Origin of the sequence: Paracraurococcus ruber (assembly GCF_004353985.1) — a bacterium.
Taxonomy (GTDB): domain Bacteria; phylum Pseudomonadota; class Alphaproteobacteria; order Acetobacterales; family Acetobacteraceae; genus Paracraurococcus; species Paracraurococcus ruber.
Genome location: NZ_SMOA01000016.1, coordinates 34790 through 53688, shown reverse-complemented (window position 1 = coordinate 53688; position 18899 = coordinate 34790). Strand labels below are relative to the sequence as shown.

The window sequence follows — 18899 nt, the reverse complement described above, 5'->3', positions numbered from 1 at the left end:
GACCTGCTGGCCGGCTGGGGCCTGCTGGCGCGCCAGGCGGCGGCCTGAACGGCGCGCCGCGGCCTGGCCCCGGCGCCGGCGACCCGCCGCGATGCGGCGTTCATCCGCCGGCGCCGCGCCGCCATGGCCGCGGAACAATCCTGGCGGAGCGGCCTTCCCGGTCCTCTCTGCCATCTGCTATGGCAGTGCCATATGCCCGGGCGGCGGAAGACCATCCCGGGCCGAGGAGGAGGCTTCCATGACCATCGTCACCCCGTCCCGCCGCGGCATCCTCGGCGCCCTGGCCGCCGTCCCGCTGGCGACGCCCTTCGTCGCCAACCGCGCCGCCGCCCAGGGCGTCACCTTGCGCGCCGCCGACATCCACCCCGACGGCTACCCGACCATCGAGGGCGTGAAATTCATGGGCAAGCTGGTGGAGGAGCGCACCAGCGGCCGCATCAGGATCCAGATGTTCCATTCCCGCCAGCTGGGCGAGGAGAAGGACACGCTGGAGCAGACGCGCTTCGGCGTCATCGACTTCACCCGGGTGAACACCGCGCCGCTGAACAACCTGGTGCCGGCCACCATCGCCATGGGCCTGCCCTTCCTGTTCCGCGACACGCCGCACATGCACAAGGTGATGGACGGCCCGATCGGCGAGGAGATCGGCCGCGACACCACCTCCTACGGGCTCATCACCCTCGCCTACTACGACAGCGGCGCGCGCAGCTTCTACACCAAGCCGCATGCGGTGCAGGAGCCGGCGCAGCTCAAGGGCCTGAAGATCCGCGTGCAGCAATCCGACATGTGGGTGGCGCTGATGCGCGCCTTCGGCGCCAACGCCACGCCGCTGCCCTTCGGCGAGGTCTATTCCGCGCTGCAGACCGGCGTGGTGGACGGCGCCGAGAACAACGAGCCGACCTACTTCACGTCCCGCCACTTCGAGGTGGCGAAATTCTACACGCGGACGGAGCACAGCAACTCCCCCGAGATCCTGGCGATGAGCAAGCGCAGCTTCGACAAGCTGGCGAAGGCCGACCAGGAGATCATGCGCCAGGCGGCGAAGGAGAGCGTGCCGCACATGCGCAGGCTCTGGGCCGCGATGGAGGACGAGGCGCGCGCCAAGGTGGTCGCCGGCGGGACCCAGATGGTGCAGGCCGACAAGGCCGCCTATGCGAAGCTGACGCAGCCGGTCTACGACCAGTTCGTCAAGGACGCCAAGCTCAAGTCGCTGGTCGAGCGCATCCGGGCGGCCTGAGCGCCATGCAGTCCCTGCACCGCGGCGTGGGCGCGGCGCTGGCGGTGGTGTCGCGCATCGCCATCCTGCTGTCGGGCATCGCGCTGGTGGCCATGGTGCTGGTCGTCGCCTGGGGCGTTTTCGGCCGCTTCGTGCTGAACGACACGCCCGCCTGGGCCGAGGCCAGCGCGCTGCTGCTGCTGGCCTGGGTCATCCTGGGCGCCGCGGCGGCCGGTGTGCGCGAAGGCTTCCACATGGGCTTCGACACGCTGCGGGACGTGCTGCCGGCGCCCGTCACGCGCATCTTCCGCGTGCTGTCGGACCTGGTGGTCACGGTCTTCGGCGCGGCCATGGCCTTCTACGGCGCCGACCTGGCGCTGGAAGTCTGGGACGCGACGCTGCCGACGCTGGGCCTGCCGGGCACGGTGGAATACCTGCCCTTGGTGGTGGGCGGGCTGCTCATCACGCTGTTCGGGCTGGAACGGCTGCTGGCACATGCCGTCACCGGGCAGGCGCCGGCCGGGGTGCCCGAGCACACCTTGCTGACGGACGCCTAGCGAGAGGGCTCTGCCCTCTCGCGCTCTCCCGCCAAAGGCCGAAAGGCCCTTGGAACCCAGGAGTCTGCGTTTTGGAACTCACGGTCCTTCTCGGCAGCTTCACGCTGCTGCTGCTGATCGGCACGCCGGTCGCCTTCGCGCTGGGCGCCGCCAGCCTGGCGACGGTGCTGTACATGGACCTGCCGCCGGTGGTGGTGTTCCAGCAGCTTGCCTCCGGCATGAACATCTTCTCCATGCTGGCCATCCCGTTCTTCGTCTTCGCCGGCGACCTGATGCTGCGCGGCCAGATCGCCGACCGGCTGGTGGCGCTGGCGGCCGCCATGGTCGGGCATCTCCGCGGCGGGCTGGGGCAGGTGAACATCGTGGCGGCGACGCTGTTCGGCGGCGTGTCGGGCTCGGCGGTCGCCGATGCCAGCGCGGTCGGCGGCGTGATGATCCCGCAGATGAAGGCGCGCGGCTACGCGCCGGAATACGCGGTGAACATCACCGCCAATGCCGCGCTGATCGACCTGCTGATCCCGCCCAGCCACAACATGATCCTCTATGTCATCGCCGCCGGCGGTGCGATCAGCGTGGCGGATCTGTTCACCGCCGGCATCATCCCCGGCCTGATCATGATGCTGACGCTGATGGTGGTCGCCTGGCTGGTCGCCATCCGCCGCGGCTACCCGCGGGAAGCCTTTCCCGGCTGGGGCGCGCTGCTGCGGCTGATGGTCGCGGCCCTGCCCGGCCTGATGCTGATCGTCATCATCTTCGCCGGCGTCCGCAGCGGCATCTTCACCGCGACGGAGAGCGCCTGCGTCGCCGTGCTCTACGCCCTGCTGGTGACGGTGCTGGTCTATCGCAGCCTGGGCTGGCAGGGCTTCACCGAAGCGGTGGGCGGCGCGGTGCGGACCACCGGCATGGTCATGCTGATCATCGGCACGGCGACCGCCTTCGGCTGGCTGATGGCGCTGCTGCAGGTGCCGGCGCAGACCGTGGCGCTGATGAAGGGCATCACCGAGGACCCGCTGCTGACCCTGCTGCTGATCAACGTCATCCTACTGGTGCTGGGCACCTTCATGGACATGGCGCCGCTGATCATGATCGGCACGCCGATTTTCCTGCCGGTGGTCAAGGCGCTGGGGATGGACCCGGTGCAGTTCGGCGTGGTGTTGATCGTCAACCTGGGCATCGGGCTGATCACCCCGCCGGTCGGGCCGGCGCTGTTCGTCGCCTGCGCCGTCGGCAAAGTGAGCATGTGGGACGCGACCAAGACCAGCGGCCCCTTCTACCTGGCCATGCTGATCGTCCTAGGCCTCGTCACCTATGTCCCGGCCCTCTCGCTCTGGCTGCCGGCGCAGTTCCGCTGACCCGGACGGGCCGCACGCGCCGCGGCACCAACCCGGTGCGCGACGCAGTGCGGCAGCGCACAACCCAGACGCGTCAATTTCATTGCGGCCCGATGCGTTGCTGCTAGCCTTCCTGTCCTGCCGGACAGGGGGCCAGCCATGTCGGAGACCGAGGACCTTGCCGCGACCTGGGACCGCCGAAGCGTGCCGCATGCCGCGACCGCCGTGCTCCAGCGGATCGAAGGCTTCTCCGCAACGCCCTATGACGACAACGGCGCGCAGGCCGGCGGCACCTGGACGATCGGCTATGGCACCACCCGCGACGCCAAGGGCAGGCCGATCTCGCCGCTGACGCCACCGGTGACCGAGGCCGAGGCGGAAAGCCTGCTGCTGCGCGACATGGCGGGCGCCGCGCAGGATGTCGCCCGGCTGGTCAGGCCGCCGCTGTCGCTGTGCCAGGCGGCCGCGCTGATCTCCTGGACCTACAATCTCGGCGGCGACGCCCTGGCGGGGTCCACCCTGCTCAAGCGGCTGAATGCCGGTGACCTCGCCGCGGTGCCCGGCGAGATGCGCAAATGGATCAAGCAGGGCGACAAGCCGCTGCTCGGCCTGCTGCGGCGCCGCTGGGCGGAAGCGGCGATCTTCCGCGGCCTGCCGCCCGCGAAGGCCTGCGCCCGCGGCTGGGCCGAGATCGACTCGCTGGACGACTGGCCGGCCTTCTGACGCCGGCCCGCCCCGGGCCGGCGGCTATTCCGCCGCGGCGCGCAGCGGGCTGGGCAGCTGGCCCGGCACCGCATCGCCCTGCCACAGCGCCGCCAGCAGGCCCGCCGACGCCTCGGCGCCGATCACCGGGTCGCAGAGCTCGCGGAATTTCTCCGACAGCTCGGCATCCGACAGCGGCGCATCCGGGTCGCCCTTCCGCGTCGGCTGGTAGCGGTCGAGCCGCCTGCCATCCGCCAGCTCCACCCGGACCTTGGCGGCGCGCTTCGCCGGATAGGCATCGGCCAGTTCCGGGTCCAGCTCCACCGTCACCTTCGGCATCACCGCGCGGATGGCGGGATTCGCCAGGTTCTCCGGCGAGAAGGCGGCGATGCGCACGCCGCCCAGCACCAGCAGGGCCCCCATGGTGAACTGGACGGAGAAGCGCGCTTCCTGCTCGGTCGTGATGCTCGGGCGGTCGCAGATGCTCTTGGTCGGGCCATAGCCGCCGACATGGATCCGCGCGACGTCGCCGGCGGTGAAGCCATTCTCCCGCTGCAGGTCGCGCACCGCATCCAGCGCGGCGAAGATATGGCCGCAGCAGCCATGGTTCTTGAAGGTCATCTCGGTGATGCAGACGCGGCGGCCGAGATCGGCCAGCGCCTTGTCCCACTTGCCGGTGTCCTCGCTGGTGGCGGCGGCGAAGCCCTTCGGTCCATGCAGCGCGTCCAGCGCGCCGGTCACCCCCGCCGCAGCGCCGATGGCCGCCAGCGCGCCGGCATCCGCGGCATGGCCGGGATGCAGCGGCTTCGACATGCTGTCGGACAGGAAGGCCTGCTGCAGGCCGCCGGCGAAGGTGGCGGCGGTGGCGATCGCATGCGCGATCTTTTCCGAATCGCAGCCGAGCGCCACCGCGGTCGCCACCGCCGCGCCGAACGTGCCGACCGTGCCGGTGGTGTGCCAGTTCCTGTAGTGGCTGGGCTGCACCGCCATGCCGATGCGGCAGGAAACCTCGTAGCCGGCCACGATGGCCCGCAGCAGGTCGTCCATCGTGCCGCCCTGCTGCTGCACGGCGGCCAGCGCCGGCGCGATGGTCGGGCAGCCCGGATGGTAGCCGGCGTCCCGGAAGATGTCGTCGAACTCCACCGTGTGGCTGGCGGTCGCGTTCAGCAGCGCGGCGTGGCGCAGGGGGCCGGGCCGGCCATCCACGTAGCAGATGGACCGGCCCGGCCCGCGCTCCGCCGCCATTGCGGCCGCCAGCAGGGTGGCGGGCGGCTTCGACAGGCCGGGCAGCAGCGCCGCGAACCAGTCGATCAGCGCGCGACGCGCATGATGCGCGACATCGGGCGGCAGCGGCCGCGTCCGCCAGGATGCCGCGTGCTCGGCCAGGGTCAGAAGCGGGTTGTCCACCATGTGGTGATCGCTACGCGTTGCCGCGCAGCACCTCCTTGTTGATGACCACGTCCTCGTCCAGGCGGTTCTCGAAGCAGGCCAGGATGCTGTCGGCGCAGGACAGGCCCATGCGCCGGAAGGATTGTTCGGTCGCCGCCGCCGAATGCGGCGTCAGCACCACGTTCGGCAGGCCGAGCAGCGGGTTGTCGGCCCGCGCCGGCTCCTCCCAGAACACGTCCAGCCCCGCCGCGGCGAGATGGCCGGAGGCCAGCGCGGCGGCCAGCGGCTTCTCCTCCACCAGCGTGCCGCGGGCGGTGTTGATCAGCACGCCGCCGGGCTTCATGGCGGCGATGAATTCGCCATTGACGAAGCCGCGCGTGTCCTTGTTGCTGGGCAGGTGGATGGTGACGACATCCGCCGCCGCCAGTGCCGCGTGCAGGTCCTTCACCGGCGTGAAGCCGGCGCCCTTGATGGTGTTCTGCGGGACGAAGGGATCGCGCACCTGGACATTCATCCCGAAGGCGGCGCACAGCCGGGCCACGCGCCCGCCGATCCGGCCGAAGCCCATCACCAGCACGGTGCGCCCGGCCAGGTCGAAGGTCTGCGGCACCGGCGGGTTGATCCATTCCAGCTTGCGCACCTTGGCGTCGTAGGCCGCGGTGCCGCGGGCGATGTTCAGCATCAGCATCATCGCATGCTCGGCGACGCTCACCGCATTGGCGTCCGGCGTCACGGTCAGCGGGATGCCGCGCTCGGTCAGCGCCTCCACATCCACCGCATCGTAGCCGACCCCGTGGCGGGCGACGATGCGGAGGTTCGGCGCATGCTGCAGGAAGTCGCGGTCGATCCGGGTGGCGCGGACGATGATCGCATCGGCCTTGGGCATGGCGCGGGCGATGGTCTCCGCATTCACCGGGTCCAGCACCTCCAGCGTCACGCCCGGGGCGTTCCGCAGCTTGGCCAGCGCTTCCTCATGGACCGAGCGCAGGCAGATGACATGCGGCATCCTGGTATTCCCTTGATCTAGTCGGCGGTGGCGCCGGACAGGCGGACGATCTCCGCCCAGCGCGGGATCTCGGCGCGGATGAAGTCGGCGAATTGCTCGGGCGTGCTCGGGGCCGGCTCGCTTCCCTGCTCCAGCAGGCGGCGGCGCAGCTCCTCGGTCCGCAGCGCGGCCCCGATCTCGGCCGACAGGCGCGCGACGGCGGCCGGCGGCGTGGCGGCGGGGGCCAGGATGCCGTTCCAGAGCGGGATCTCGAAGCCCGGCAGCGTCTCCGCCACCGTCGGCACCTCCGGCAACAAGGGCGATCGGCGGGCGGTGGTGACGGCCAGCGCCCGCAACTGCCCGGCCTGCACCGCGCCGACCACCTCCACCATGGGGGAGGCGATCATCTGGATCTTGCCGGCGATCAGGTCTGTGGCGGCCGGCGCGCCGCCCCGGTAGGGCACATGCACCATCTCGAGGCCAGCCCGCGCCGCGAAGCTGGCGGAGGCCATGTGCAGGGATGTGCCGGCGCCGGCGCTGCCGTAATTCAGCCGGCCGGGATTCGCCTTGGCATAGGCGATCAGCTCCGGGATGCTGCGCACCGGCAGTTGCGGGTTCACCACGATCAGGTTCGGGATGACGGAAACCTGCGACAGCGGCGCGAAGTCGCGCAGCGTGTCGAAGGGCAGCGTGCGATAGAGCCAGCGATTGGCCGCCAGCGTGCTGCTCACGCCGAACAGCAGCGTGTGGCCATCCGGCGCCGCCCGCGCCACCGCCTCGGCCGCGATGTTGCCGGCGGCGCCCGGGCGGTTCTCCACCAGCACCGGCTGGCCCAGGCGCTCGCTCATCGCCTGCGCCACCAGCCGGGCGGTGACATCCGAACTGCCGCCGGCGGCGAAGCCGACCAGCAGGCGCACCGGCCGGTCCGGCGCCCAGGCGCCGGCGGCCCCCTGCGCGGCGGCACCGCGCGCCAGCAGCAGGTCGGCCGAGCCGAGCAAAAGGCGACGCCGCATGCCTTCCTCCCTCCCCTGCCTGCCGGCCAGCGCCAGGGCGGACCGCGGCGCGGCCTGGACGCCGCGCCGCGCCGCGTGAACCCGCCCTGGAATCAACGACCCGAAGCGGTTCGCGTGGTCGGATGGGCAGGCCATCCGCCCTGGTTCATTGCAGATGCGCCGCCGGGCCCAGGATCGCCTCCCGCATCCGCGCCTGCAGGATGCTGGCTTCGCGCGGCGGCAGGGCCAGCGGCTCGGATTTCTCGTCCACCTTGATCTGGGCAAAGAGCGGCCCGGCGCCGGCGCGGATGGCGGCGCGGAGCGCCAGCACCTCCTCCGCCGTCGTCACGCGGCGGCTGTCGGCGATGCCGGCGGCCTTCGCCATGCCGGCCAGGTCCACGCCGTGGCGCGTCGCCGTCTCCTGCATGCCGGTCTCGCCGTAGTGCTCGTTGTCCAGCACCAGGATGGACAGGTTGCGCGGCTGCTTGGTGGCGATGGTCGCCAGCGACCCCACGCCCATCAGCATCTCGCCATCGCCGGTGATGACCAGCACCGGCCGGGTCGGCTGCGCCAGGGCGAGGCCCAGGCCCATGACGGCGGCGCCGCCCATGCCGCCCCAGAGCGGCAGGTTGCGCGGGTCATCCCCCGCCGCGGTGATGTCCCAGGCCGGCGCGCCCAGCCCGCCGATCACCAGCAGGTCCCCGCGGTCCTGCAGCAGCGCCTGCACCACGGACCGCCGCGCCAGCTTGCCGCTCGCCCCCGTCTCGATCATCGCGGTCACTCCCCGCCCCTCACTTGCCAAAGGTCTTGGCGCCGATGACGCGCTGGCCGATCAGCGTCGCGGTCGGGCGGTAGGTGTTGAAGGCCATGCGGAGCGTCGCGTTGACGGTCGGCGCCACATCCTCCGGCGTGTCGGCGCGCTTCACCAGCGTGCCCATGGCTTCCAGCACCGCCTGGGTGGCATTGCCCATCGGCACCTGGAAGGGGTTGAACTCGCCATAGTCGCCGCGCATGGTCACGATCATCGGGCAGGGCGTGCGGTGCGCGATCGGCACCGACAGCATGTTGATGCAGTTGCCGACGCCGCTGCTCTGCATCAGCAGCACGCCTTTCTCGCCGCCCAGCCAGGCGCCGAAGAGCATGCCGATGCCCTCCTCCTCCGTGGTCAGGGTCACCACCTGCATGTCGTTGTCGGCCAGGCAGCGCTTGATCAGGCGGGAATGCCCGGCATCCGGCACCAGGGCGACCTGGCGGATGCCGTGTTCCTTCAGCAGGGCATAGATCTGGTCCGGCCAGTCCTCGGCCGGCTGGGCGGGCTGCATGCGTTTCCCCCGAATGCTGGCCCGCACCATCCCGCGCCGGCCCGGCGCTGGCAAGACCGGCCCAGGGCTTGCTAGACCCGGGGCCGAGAGGAGGCAGCCATGGCGTTCACGCATGCGGTCGGCGGCACCCGGTACGTCTTCCCGGATCTGCGCACCCTGCTGGCGCGGGCGACGCCGCTGCGCTCGGGCGATGTGCTGGCCGGGGTGGCGGCGGAGACGGCGCAGGAGCGCGTCGCGGCCCAGCGCGCCCTGGCCGACCTGCCCCTGCGCCATTTCCTGGCGGAGGCGGTGATCCCCTACGAGGCGGACGAGGTCACCCGGCTGATCCAGGACCGGCATGATGCCGCCGCCTTCGCGCCCGTGGCGCACCTCACGGTCGGCGGCTTCCGCGATTGGGCGCTGGGCGAGGCCGCGACGCCCGAAGCCCTGGCGGCCCTCGCCCCCGGCCTGACGCCCGAGATGGTGGCGGCACTGACAAAAATCTGCCGGCTGCAGGATCTGGTGGCGATCGCCGCGAAATGCCGCGTCACCACCCGCTTCCGCAACACCATCGGCCTGCCCGGCACGCTGTCCATCCGGTTGCAGCCGAACGACCCGGTGGACGACCCGCGCGGCGTCGCCGCCGCCATCCTGGACGGGCTGCTGCTGGGCGCGGGGGATGCCGTCATCGGCGTCAACCCTGCGACCGACAACCTGGACAACACCATCCGCCTGCTCGGCCTGCTGGATGCGGTGCGGGACCGCTACGCCATCCCCACCCAGACCTGCGTGCTGGCGCATGTCACCACCAGCCTGCTGGCGATCGAGCGTGGCGCCCCCATCGACCTGGTGTTCCAGTCCATCGGCGGGACGGAAGGGGTGAACCGCAGCTTCGGCGTCTCCCTCGCGCTGCTTAAGGAGGCGCGGGAGGCCGCGCTGTCCCTGCACCGCGGGACCATCGGCGACAACGTCATGTATTTCGAGACCGGGCAGGGCAGCGCGCTGTCGGCCGATGCGCATCAGGGCTGCGACCAGCAGACGGTGGAAGCGCGGGCCTATGCCGTGGCGCGCGAGTTCTCGCCGCTGCTGGTGAACAGCGTGGTCGGCTTCATCGGCCCGGAATACCTGTTCGACGGCAAGCAGATCACCCGCGCGGGGCTGGAGGATCATTGCTGCGGCAAGCTGCTCGGCCTGCCGATGGGGGTGGATGTCTGCTACACCAACCATGCCGAGGCCGACCAGGACGACATGGACGGGCTGCTGACGCTGCTGGGCGTCGCCGGCGTGACCTATGTGATGGGCGTGCCCGGGGCGGATGACGTGATGCTGGCCTACCAGAGCACCAGCTTCCATGACGGGCTGTACCTGCGCGCGGCGCTGGGCAAGCGGCCGGCGCCGGAATTCGCCGCCTGGATGGACCGCATGGGGATCGAGACCGGCAGCCGCGATGGCGGCGAGCTTCCCGCGCGCCTCGCCCCGGCCCTGGTGGGGCTGGCATGACGGACGCGGCGGCAGCGGGGACGGGGGGCGCGATGGTCCGCGGCGGCGCCGCGCCGGCGGAGGAGGCGGGGCGCCCCGCCCGCTGGACCGACCTGCGGCGCTTCACCGCCGCCCGCGTGGCCCTCGGCCGCGCCGGCAACGGGCTGCCCACCGCGGCGCATCTCGACTTCCAGGAAGCGCATGCCAGGGCGCGTGATGCGGTGCATTCCTCGCTGGACCATGCCGCGCTCGGGACGGCGCTGGTGCCGCTCGGCCTGCCGGTAGTGCGCGTCGCCAGCCGGGCAGCCGACCGGCGCAGCTACCTGCTGCGCCCGGATCTCGGGCGCCGGCTGCGGGAGGACGACCTGGTGCGCCTGCCGGCGGCGCCGGGCGCCTTCCTCTTCGTCGTCGCGGACGGGCTCTGCGCCACGGGCGTCCAGGCCCAGGCACCCGCCGTGATCGCCGCCGCCCTGCCCCTGCTGCGCCGGGCCGGGCTGGAGGTGGCGCCCATCGTCGTCGCCGACCAGGCCCGCGTCGCCCTGGGCGACGAGATCGGCGGCGCCATGGGCGCCGGGCTGGTGGCGATGCTGATCGGCGAGCGGCCGGGGCTGACGGCGCTCGACTCGCTGGGCCTCTACCTCACCCATGCGCCCCGCCGCGGCCGGACGGATGCCGAGCGCAACTGCATCTCCAACATCCGCCCCGGCGGCCTGTCCCCGGCCCAGGCGGCGGAGAAGCTGGCCTGGCTGGCCGCCGCCGCGCTGCAGCTCGGCGAGACCGGGGTGGCGCTGAAGGACGAGCAGCCGGCCGCCCCGCTGCTGCCGCCGGCATGAGCCGCATCGCGGTCACGCCGCGCATCAGCCTCGAGGAGAGCGAGCTGGTCGAGGAGTTCCTGCGCGCCTCCGGCGCCGGCGGGCAGAACATCCAGAAGGTGGAGACGGCGGTCCAGCTCCGCTTCGACATCGCCCGCAGCCCCAGCCTGCCGGAGGCGGTGCGGGAAAGGCTGCTGCGACTCGGCGGCCGGCGGGTGACGAAGGACGGGGTGCTGGTCATCACCGCCCAGCGCCACCGGACGCAGGACCGCAACCGGGAGGATGCGCGCGAACGCCTGCTGGCCCTGATCCGGGAGGCGGCGATCCCGCCCCCGCCGCCGCGCCGGCCGACCCGGCCGACCCTGGGGTCCCGGGAACGGCGGCTGGAGGGCAAGGCGAAGCGGGGCGACGTGAAGCGGCTGCGCGGCCGGCCGGAACGGGATTAGGGCGCGGCGGCGCCCCACGCCTGGCCCGCGCGGCGGCGCGGACCGAGGCCGCCCCGGGCGATCCGCCCGGGCCACGGGCCGCGCCCGCCAGGCTGGTGCCTACGGGACGGATGCCTGCGGGGCGGATGCCCATGTCCGGGCTTGCGCGCCCGTCCGTGACCTGCCCGGCAGCGGCTTGCGCCTCCGGTCGACCGGGCAAGCCTTCGCTAGCCCTTAACTTGCAGGGCGGACACGCGTCGCGCCGGTCACGCCGCGCCGCGCGGCGCCAGCGCGGTTTGGCCTGCCGGTGTCGGAGCGGCGGTCCGCCGCGCCGCGACCCGCCCTAACCCTCGCGCGGCGGGGGCGGCTTGCGCGGCGGGGGCGGCTGCGAGAAGGGCGATGTCGGCGGCGGCGCCGGTTTCTTCGCCGCCTTCGGCTTCTTGGCCTCGCGGCCGCTGCGCTTCTGGCCCTTGGCCATGCCGGTCTCCTCGGTTCAGGTGGTCAGCCGCGGCCGCGCCGCAGGGGCCGCGCCGGGCGGCCGGTCCGGGACGTCATGGGCCGCGAGGCACCCCGCCCGCGGCCACAGGGTCAGGGCGCGAGCTTGCCGGAGCAGGCGAAGACCACCTCCGGGTCCGCGTTGGCGGTGCCGGGCATGGCCGCAAAGGAACGGGCAAGGTTGGACCGCGCCTGCCAGTCCGTCGGCAGCGCCGCCCCGGCCAGGCTGGCCCGGGCGCGCTCGGCGCAGAAGCTGGCCTGCTGCTCCAGGATGCCGGCGCGGGTCGCCGCCTCGGCGGTGCTGGTCCGTACCTGGAAGCCGGCCAGGCCGGACAGCAGCGGCCCGGCGACCAGCCCGGCGAGCACGCCATAGACGATCGGCTTCGCGGTGCCCCAGCGGGCCGCCGCACGGTCCGCCATGGTCGCTGTCCAGCTGCTCATCGGGCACCCTCCTCGGGTTGTCAGGCAGCAAAGCCCGCCATGCGCCGAAATCGGCACGCGGCCTGGTTTTGGGCTTTATTCGCGCTGTCCATGACAGGCAGCAGATCTGGTCGCGGGACGACCCGGTTTCATCACCGGAGTGGAAATAAATCGCGACGGTTCTTCTGCGGGGCAACCTGCCGGCGGCCGGCCGGAACGGGTTGCCGCACCCTCGCGGCCGGCACGGCGCGGCGGGATGGCGGGGCGGGCGAGGCCGGGCACGGCCCCCCGGCAACCACGTCAATTCGATTGGACGTCAGTTTTGATTGACAGTCGGCGGCCCCGGTCCAAAATGCCGGGGCGGGAAAGCCTGCTCCGAAGGGGGGTCCGTGGACGAGAACGGCGACAGCCAGGGTCGGCGGGGCGCGAGGCGGGGCGTGGTACGGGGTGGGGTGGCATGCTGATCCAGCCGCCACCGGCCCGGGCGCAGGGGGCGATAGCCGGCGGGACCCCGGTCCGGGTCGCCATCGTCACCATGGACAGCCATTTCGGCGGCGCGGTCACCGCCGCGCGGCAGCAGCTGCGCCGCGCCATCCCGGGCCTCGACCTGGTGCTGCATGCGGCGGATGAATTCGCCTCGGACGAGGTGGCGCTGCAGGCCTGCCTCGAGGACATCGCCCGCGCCGACATCGTCATCGCCGGCATGCTGTTCCTCGAGGACCATATCCGGCTGGTGCTGCCCGCCCTGACGGCGCGGCGGGATGCCTGCGACGCCATGGCCTGCTGCCTCTCGGCGCCGGAGGTGATGCGGCTGACCCGACTCGGCAAGTTCAGCATGGCGGGCGAGGCCAAGGGCATCGTCGGCCTGCTGAAGCGGCTGCGCGGCAAGTCGAAGGGCGCCGGGGCCAGCGGCAAGGGCCAGATGAAGATGCTGCGGGAGCTGCCGAAGCTCCTGCGCTTCATCCCCGGCACGGCGCAGGATGTCCGGGCCTATTTCCTGACCCTGCAATACTGGCTGGCCGGGTCGGCCGACAACCTGGCGAACATGGTCGCGCTGCTGGTCAACCGCTATGCCAGCGGGCCGCGCGCGGCGCTGGCCGGCAGCGTGGCGGTGGCGCCGCCGATCGAGTACCCCGATGTCGGGCTCTACCACCCGCGCATGCCCGGCCGCGTGGGGGAGGACCCTGGCGCCCTGCCCCGCGCCGGGACCAGCGGCACCGTCGGGCTGATCCTGCTGCGGGCCTATGTGCTGGCGAACAATGCCCGCCACTATGACGGGATGATCGCGGCGCTGGAGGCGCGCGGGCTGAACGTCGTGCCGGTCTTCGCCTCCGGCCTCGATGCCCGGCCGGCGATGGAGCGCTTCTTCATGCGGGGCGGCGTGCCCTGCGTGGATGCGGTGGTGTCGCTGACCGGGTTCTCGCTGGTCGGCGGCCCCGCCTACAACGATGCGCATGCCGCCGAGGAGGTGCTGGCGAGCCTCGACGTGCCCTATGTCACGGCGCATCCGCTCGAATTCCAGACCATGCGGCAATGGCAGGCGGACCGGCGCGGGCTGCTGCCGGTGGAGGCGACGATGATGGTCGCCATCCCGGAACTGGATGGCGGCATCTGGCCGATGACCTTCGGCGGCCGCTGCGGCGCCTCCGACATCCCGGCCGAGCGCTGCGCGGGCTGCGACGGCGTGAACTGCGCCCGCGACATGGTCCCGCACCCCGAGCGCGCCGGGATGCTGGCGGCGCGGGTCGCCAAGCTGGTCGCCCTGCGGCGGAGCGAGCGGGCGGAACGCAAGCTGGCCTGCGTGCTGTTCAACTTCCCGCCCAATGCCGGCACCACCGGCACCGCGGCCTATCTCGGCGTCTTCGCCTCCCTGCAAAACACGCTGCGGGCGATGCAGGCGGCGGGCTACGCGGTGGAGGTCCCGCCCGATGCCGACACGCTGCGGGAGATGGTGATCAACGGCAACCGGGAGCGGTTCGGCACCACGGCCAATGTGGCGGCGCGGGTCTCGGCCGACGACCAGCTCCGCCGCACCCCCTGGCTGGCGGAGATCGAGCGGAGCTGGGGCCCGGCGCCGGGCAAGGTGCAGACCGACGGGCGCGACATCTTCGTGCTCGGCGTGCAGCTGGGGAATGTCTTCGTCGGCGTGCAGCCGGGCTTCGGCTATGAAGGCGACCCGATGCGCCTGCTGTTCGAGCACGGCTTCGCCCCGACCCATGCCTTCGCCGCCTTCTATCGCTGGATCCGGGAGGATTTCGGCGCCCATGCCGTGCTGCATTTCGGCACCCATGGCGCGCTGGAATTCATGCCGGGCAAGCAGGCCGGCATGTCCGGCGAATGCTGGCCGGACCGGCTGATCGCCGACCTGCCCAATTTCTACCTCTACGCCTCCAACAACCCGTCCGAGGGGATGCTGGCGAAGCGCCGCGCCGGCGCCACGCTGGTCAGCTACCTCACCCCGCCGGTGTCGGCGGCCGGCCTCTATCGCGGGCTGCTGGACCTGAAGGCCAGCATCGACCGCTGGCGGACCATGGAGCCGGAGGCGGATGCCGGGCAGCGCGCGGCGCTGGCCGGGCTGATCCAGGCCCAGGCGGTGGAGGTGAACCTCGGGACCGCCGAGCCGGTCTGGGCCGACCCGGAGGGGGAGATCGCCAAGCTCGGCCGCGCGCTGCTTGAACTGGAATACACGCTGATCCCGCACGGGCTGCATGTGGTGGGGGAGCCGCCGGATGCCGGGCAACGGGCGGAAATGCTGGACGCCGCCGGCGTGACCGACCCCGCCGCGCGGGCAAGGTATGACGGGCTGCTGGCCGAGGACCACGAGATCCCCGGCATCCTGCGGGCCCTGGACGGCCGCTTCATCCGCCCGGCGCCGGGCGGCGACCTGCTGCGCAGCCTGGACGTGCTGCCCACCGGCCGCAACCTGCACGGCTTCGACCCCTTCAAGCTGCCCAGCGCCTTCGCGGTGCAGGATGGCGCCCGCCAGGCGCAGCGGCTGCTGGACCGGCACCAGGCGGATGGCAACGGGCTGCCGGAGACGGTGGCGATGGTGCTCTGGGGCACCGACAACCTGAAGACCGAGGGCGGGCCGATCGCCCAGGTCCTGGCGCTGATGGGCGCCGCGCCGCGCTACGACAGCTATGGCCGCCTGGCCGGCGCCCGCCTGCTGCCGCTCGAGGAGCTTGGGCGGCCGCGGATCGACGTGGTGGTGACGCTCTCCGGCATCTTCCGGGACCTGCTGCCGCTGCAGATGAAGCTGCTCGCGGAAGCCGCGCTGCTCGCGGCATCGGCCGAGGAGCCGGCGGAACGGAATTTCCTGCGCGCGCATGCCCTGGCGCATGTCGCGCAGCATGGCGGCACGATCGAGCAGGCGGCGCTGCGCGTCTTCTGCAATGCCGACGGCACCTATGGCGCCAATGTCAACGCGCTGGTCGGCGAGGGCGCCTGGAACGACGAGGACGAGCTGGCCGACGCCTTCGTCAAGCGCAAGGGCTTCGCCTATGGCGTGGACGGCAAGCCGGCCCGGCAGGACGCCGTGCTGGCCGGCGTGCTGCGGACCGTGGAGGTCACCTACCAGAACCTCGACAGCATCGAGGTGGGCGTCACCACGGTGGACCACTACTTCGACACGCTGGGCGGCATCAGCCGGGCGGTGCGAAGGGCCCGCGGCGGCCGCGCCGCCAGCACCTATATCGGCGACCAGACGCGCGGCGACGGCGTGATCCGCACCATCTCCGAGCAGGTGGCGCTGGAGACCCGCACCCGCGCCCTGAACCCGAAATGGTACGAGGCGCTGCTGAAGCACGGCTTCGAGGGCGTGCGCGAGATCGAGGCGCATGTGACCAACACCATGGGCTGGTCCGCCACGACGGGCGAGGTGCAGCCCTGGGTCTATGAGAAGCTGGCCGAGACCTTCGTGCTGGACCCGGAGATGCGGGACCGCATGGCGAAGCTGAACCCGACCGCCAGCGCCAAGATCGCCAACCGGCTGATCGAGGCGCAGGAGCGCAACTACTGGTCGCCGGACGCCGCCATGCTGGACCGCCTGCGCCAGGCGGGCGAGGAGCTGGAGGACCGGCTGGAGGGCGTGCGCGCGGTGGCGTGAGCCCCGGCCGCGCCGCGCCGGCCGAACGGCACGGCGCCGCAGGGGCCCCCGCAGCGGCCGGCGCATGGATTGGACCGCGGGCGTCTCGGCAGCCCGCGAACACGGGAGAGACAGCGATGCCGACCGCCACCTATGCGGATCGCCGCCAGAAGCTGGAGCATTACTTCGACCGCACGGCGGTGGAGGCCTGGAAGCGCCTCACCTCCGACGCCCCGGTCAGCGGCATCCGCGCCACGGTGCGGGAAGGGCGCGACCGCATGCGCGCCACCCTGCTGGACTGGCTGCCGGCGGACCTGACGGGGCGGCGCATCCTGGATGCCGGCTGCGGCACCGGGGCGCTGGCCGTGGCAGCGGCGCGGCGCGGCGCGCAGGTGGTGGCGGTGGACCTCTCGCCCAACTTGGTCTCCCTGGCGCAGGAGCGGATCGGGGCCGACCATGGCCGCGGTCATGTCGAATTCCGCGTCGGCGACATGTTCGACCCGGCGCTCGGCCGCTTCGATCACGTCGTCGGCATGGACAGCCTGATCCATTACGGGCCGGCCGATGTCGTGCGGGTGCTGGCCGGGCTGGCCAGCCGCACCGACGATTCCATGCTGTTCACCTTCGCGCCCAGCACGGCCTTCCTGCAGGCCTTCCTCGCGGTCGGGCGGCTGGTGCCGCGCGGCGACCGGTCGCCGGCCATCGTGCCGGTCGCCGAACACCGCCTCCGCCGGCGGATCGAGGCGGAGCCGGCCCTGCGCGGCTGGCGCACCGCCCGGACGCAGCGCATCGCACGGGGGTTCTACACCTCGCAGGCGCTGGAGGTCGTGCGCGCCTGATCCGACGGGGCGGCGCCCCGCCAAGGGGGGGGCGGGCGCCGCCTGGACCCGGCCCGGCTGCCTCAGCGGGACATCACCGCGCCGGTCTGGGCGTTGACGCGCACCTCCACCGGCGTGCCGCTCTGGCTGGCCCGCAGGCGGATGACGTCGCCTTCCCGTCCCATCTCCTGCACGCCGGTATAGCCGCGTTCCAGCAGCAGGCCGCGGGCCTGGGTCTCGGTCAGCGGCGGCTGCTCGCGCGGCAGGCCGGTCAGCGCATCGATGCGGATATCCGGCACCTTCTCGCCATAGCGGACGGCATCGATGACGCGGTAGCTGTCGCCGTCGCGCTCCAGCCGGCCGATCTCGGTATAGCCGCGGGCGCGCAGCACGGTGCGGACCTGGTCGGCGGTCAGCCAGGCGGGGTCGGTGCGCTCCTGCTGCGGCACCTGCGCGGCGGCCGGGATCGCCACCGGGGCAACCCATGGGGCAGCCACCGCCAGCAGGACGGAGAGAATGATGCGGACCTGCGGCATGGCACGGCTCCTTTGGTCGAAGCCGGTATAACCATGCGGCCGGTGAACGGTTCGGCGGCCCTGTCGGGCTTTCGGACCGGGCTGGGGCGGTCCGGCCCGCTGCCGGCCTCGGGGCGCGGTTGGCCCATCGCCGGGTGATGCGGGCGGGTCGATGCCCGAAAGCCCTTCGCGTCCAAGGCCGGCCGCGGCCCCGCTGGCGGTCCTTGATGGCCAACCGGATCGACGCCGTGCGGCGTTCGCGCCGTTCCGCGACCCACCCTGCCCGCCGACCGGTCCGGCGCCGAAACCCGTCCCCATGGCATGCTCCGGGCGGCAGGTCCGGCAAGGCGGCCCCGGGGGGCTCCTTCGGCCGCCGCCCCGCGGCGGCGCCCCGGCCAGCTCAATCGGCATAGGCGCCGGCCGCCTGCAGGATGGGGCGCCAGCGCGCCACCTCCTCCGGCAGGAAGCGGCGGTGGAAGGCGATGGTCTGGCGTTCCTCCGACGGGATGTCGGTCAGCAGCTCGGCATAGCGCTGGCGCAGCTTTTCCTCCTTCAGGGTGGCGCGCAGCGCGGCGGAGATGCGCTCCTGCACCGGCTCCGGCGTGCCGGCGGGGGCGTAGAGGCCGTGCCAGGTGCTCATCGCCACGCCGGGGAAGCCGGCCTCGGCGGTGGTCGGCACCTCCGGCAGGCCGGCCAGGCGGGCCGCGCTGCTCACGCCCCAGGCCTGCACGCGGTTGTCGCGGATATAGGGGATGGTGTTGGTCGCCTGGTCGCAGAGCAGGTCGATGCGCCCGGCCATGAGCTCGGCGATGGCCGGCGCGGTGCCGCGGAAGACGACCACGGTGGCGCGCGCCCCCGCCGCCTGCTGCACCAGCAGCCCGCAGAGATTGGCGGCGGAGCCGAGGCCGGCGGTGGCGAGGTTCAGCCCCTCCCCCTCCGTCGTCAGCCACGCCATCAGGCCACGCAGGTCCTGCGCCGGGAAGCCGGGGCGGGAGATGATGGTCATGGCGGCGTCGGAGACGAGGCCGAGCGGCGCGAAGCTGCCCGTCACGTCATAGGGAAGCTTGCGGAACAGCGTGGCGCTGGCGGCCATGCCGATGTTGTTCACCAGCAGCGTGTAGCCGTCCGGCCGGCTGCGCGCGACGCGTTCCGGCCCGACGACGGACCCGCCGATGCTCTCCACCACCACGGGCTGGCCCATGTGGCGGCCCATGTTGTCGGCGAGGATGCGGGTGATGGTGTCGGTCGGCCCGCCCGCTGCGCCGGCGGCGATGAGGGTCACGGGGCGGCTGGGATAGTCGGCCTGGGCGCGGGCGAGGCCTGGCAGGGCGAGCGCCGCCGCAAGCGCGGCGCGACGGGTGATCGGCATTGTTTTTCC

Annotated in this window: 17 protein-coding genes; 9 read left to right on the top strand and 8 right to left on the bottom strand. The window is 72.6% G+C overall.

Annotation, left to right across the window (positions count from 1 at the left end; genetic code table 11):
* Positions 1-238 precede the first annotated feature (238 nt).
* From E2C05_RS05800 to E2C05_RS05785, 4 genes are all read left to right on the top strand, one after another.
* Positions 239-1237: a TRAP transporter substrate-binding protein gene (locus E2C05_RS05800; protein WP_133218661.1), complete on the top strand. Its 999-nt coding sequence runs from the start codon at positions 239-241 to the stop codon at positions 1235-1237.
* Positions 1238-1242: 5 nt separating this feature from the next.
* The gene (locus E2C05_RS05795; protein WP_133218660.1) at positions 1243-1773 is read left to right on the top strand and encodes a TRAP transporter small permease; all 531 of its coding nucleotides are present in this window, start codon (positions 1243-1245) and stop codon (positions 1771-1773) included.
* Between the two features lie 71 nt (positions 1774-1844).
* Entirely contained in the window at positions 1845-3125 is a 1281-nt protein-coding gene (locus tag E2C05_RS05790; protein WP_133218659.1) for a TRAP transporter large permease, read from the top strand.
* A gap of 138 nt (positions 3126-3263) precedes the next feature.
* The gene (locus E2C05_RS05785; protein WP_133218658.1) at positions 3264-3827 is read left to right on the top strand and encodes a lysozyme; all 564 of its coding nucleotides are present in this window, start codon (positions 3264-3266) and stop codon (positions 3825-3827) included.
* A gap of 24 nt (positions 3828-3851) precedes the next feature.
* Here the strand turns inward: E2C05_RS05785 and E2C05_RS05780 are convergent, their stop codons facing one another.
* The 5 genes from E2C05_RS05780 to E2C05_RS05760 form a co-directional block, all read right to left on the bottom strand.
* Positions 3852-5213: an MmgE/PrpD family protein gene (locus E2C05_RS05780; protein ID WP_200305702.1), complete on the bottom strand. Its 1362-nt coding sequence runs from the start codon at positions 5211-5213 to the stop codon at positions 3852-3854.
* Positions 5214-5226: 13 nt separating this feature from the next.
* Positions 5227-6201: a hydroxyacid dehydrogenase gene (locus E2C05_RS05775; RefSeq protein ID WP_133218656.1), complete on the bottom strand. Its 975-nt coding sequence runs from the start codon at positions 6199-6201 to the stop codon at positions 5227-5229.
* Between the two features lie 17 nt (positions 6202-6218).
* On the bottom strand, positions 6219-7193 hold the full coding sequence (locus tag E2C05_RS05770; protein ID WP_133218655.1) for a Bug family tripartite tricarboxylate transporter substrate binding protein: 975 nt from the start codon (positions 7191-7193) through the stop codon (positions 6219-6221).
* Between the two features lie 145 nt (positions 7194-7338).
* Entirely contained in the window at positions 7339-7944 is a 606-nt protein-coding gene (locus E2C05_RS05765) for a thiamine pyrophosphate-dependent enzyme (RefSeq protein WP_133218654.1), read from the bottom strand.
* A 19-nt stretch (positions 7945-7963) separates the two neighbouring features.
* A complete protein-coding gene (locus E2C05_RS05760; RefSeq protein WP_133218653.1) occupies positions 7964-8494 on the bottom strand; it encodes a thiamine pyrophosphate-binding protein in 531 nt (176 codons plus the stop codon).
* A gap of 99 nt (positions 8495-8593) precedes the next feature.
* Between E2C05_RS05760 and E2C05_RS05755 the strand changes: the two genes are divergently transcribed.
* From E2C05_RS05755 to arfB, 3 genes are read left to right on the top strand one after another with little or no spacing between them, the layout of a single operon-like run.
* Positions 8594-9973, top strand: coding sequence for an ethanolamine ammonia-lyase subunit EutB (locus E2C05_RS05755; RefSeq protein WP_133218652.1), 1380 nt, complete (start codon positions 8594-8596; stop codon positions 9971-9973).
* 32 nt (positions 9974-10005) lie between these two features.
* Positions 10006-10785: an ethanolamine ammonia-lyase subunit EutC gene (gene eutC, locus E2C05_RS05750; RefSeq protein WP_133218663.1), complete on the top strand. Its 780-nt coding sequence runs from the start codon at positions 10006-10008 to the stop codon at positions 10783-10785.
* Positions 10782-11210 (top strand): alternative ribosome rescue aminoacyl-tRNA hydrolase ArfB, encoded by a 429-nt coding sequence (gene arfB / locus E2C05_RS05745; RefSeq protein WP_133218651.1) that lies wholly within the window; start codon positions 10782-10784, stop codon positions 11208-11210. The genes eutC and arfB overlap by 4 nt, the downstream gene beginning before the upstream one ends.
* Before the next feature lie 567 nt (positions 11211-11777).
* On the opposite strand, the gene E2C05_RS05740 is transcribed toward arfB, so the two are convergent.
* Entirely contained in the window at positions 11778-12125 is a 348-nt protein-coding gene (locus tag E2C05_RS05740) for a hypothetical protein (RefSeq protein ID WP_133218650.1), read from the bottom strand.
* Between the two features lie 436 nt (positions 12126-12561).
* On the opposite strand from E2C05_RS05740, the gene E2C05_RS05735 reads away from it, so the two are divergent.
* The gene (locus tag E2C05_RS05735; RefSeq protein ID WP_133218649.1) at positions 12562-16209 is read left to right on the top strand and encodes a magnesium chelatase subunit H; all 3648 of its coding nucleotides are present in this window, start codon (positions 12562-12564) and stop codon (positions 16207-16209) included.
* 116 nt (positions 16210-16325) lie between these two features.
* On the top strand, positions 16326-17027 hold the full coding sequence (gene bchM, locus E2C05_RS05730) for a magnesium protoporphyrin IX methyltransferase (RefSeq protein ID WP_133218648.1): 702 nt from the start codon (positions 16326-16328) through the stop codon (positions 17025-17027).
* Between the two features lie 62 nt (positions 17028-17089).
* On the opposite strand, the gene E2C05_RS32830 is transcribed toward bchM, so the two are convergent.
* Together E2C05_RS32830 and E2C05_RS05720 are read right to left on the bottom strand one after the other, a co-directional pair.
* The gene (locus E2C05_RS32830; protein ID WP_158291968.1) at positions 17090-17542 is read right to left on the bottom strand and encodes a PepSY domain-containing protein; all 453 of its coding nucleotides are present in this window, start codon (positions 17540-17542) and stop codon (positions 17090-17092) included.
* A gap of 379 nt (positions 17543-17921) precedes the next feature.
* Positions 17922-18890 (bottom strand): tripartite tricarboxylate transporter substrate-binding protein, encoded by a 969-nt coding sequence (locus tag E2C05_RS05720; protein ID WP_133218646.1) that lies wholly within the window; start codon positions 18888-18890, stop codon positions 17922-17924.
* Between the last annotated feature and the right edge of the window lie 9 nt (positions 18891-18899).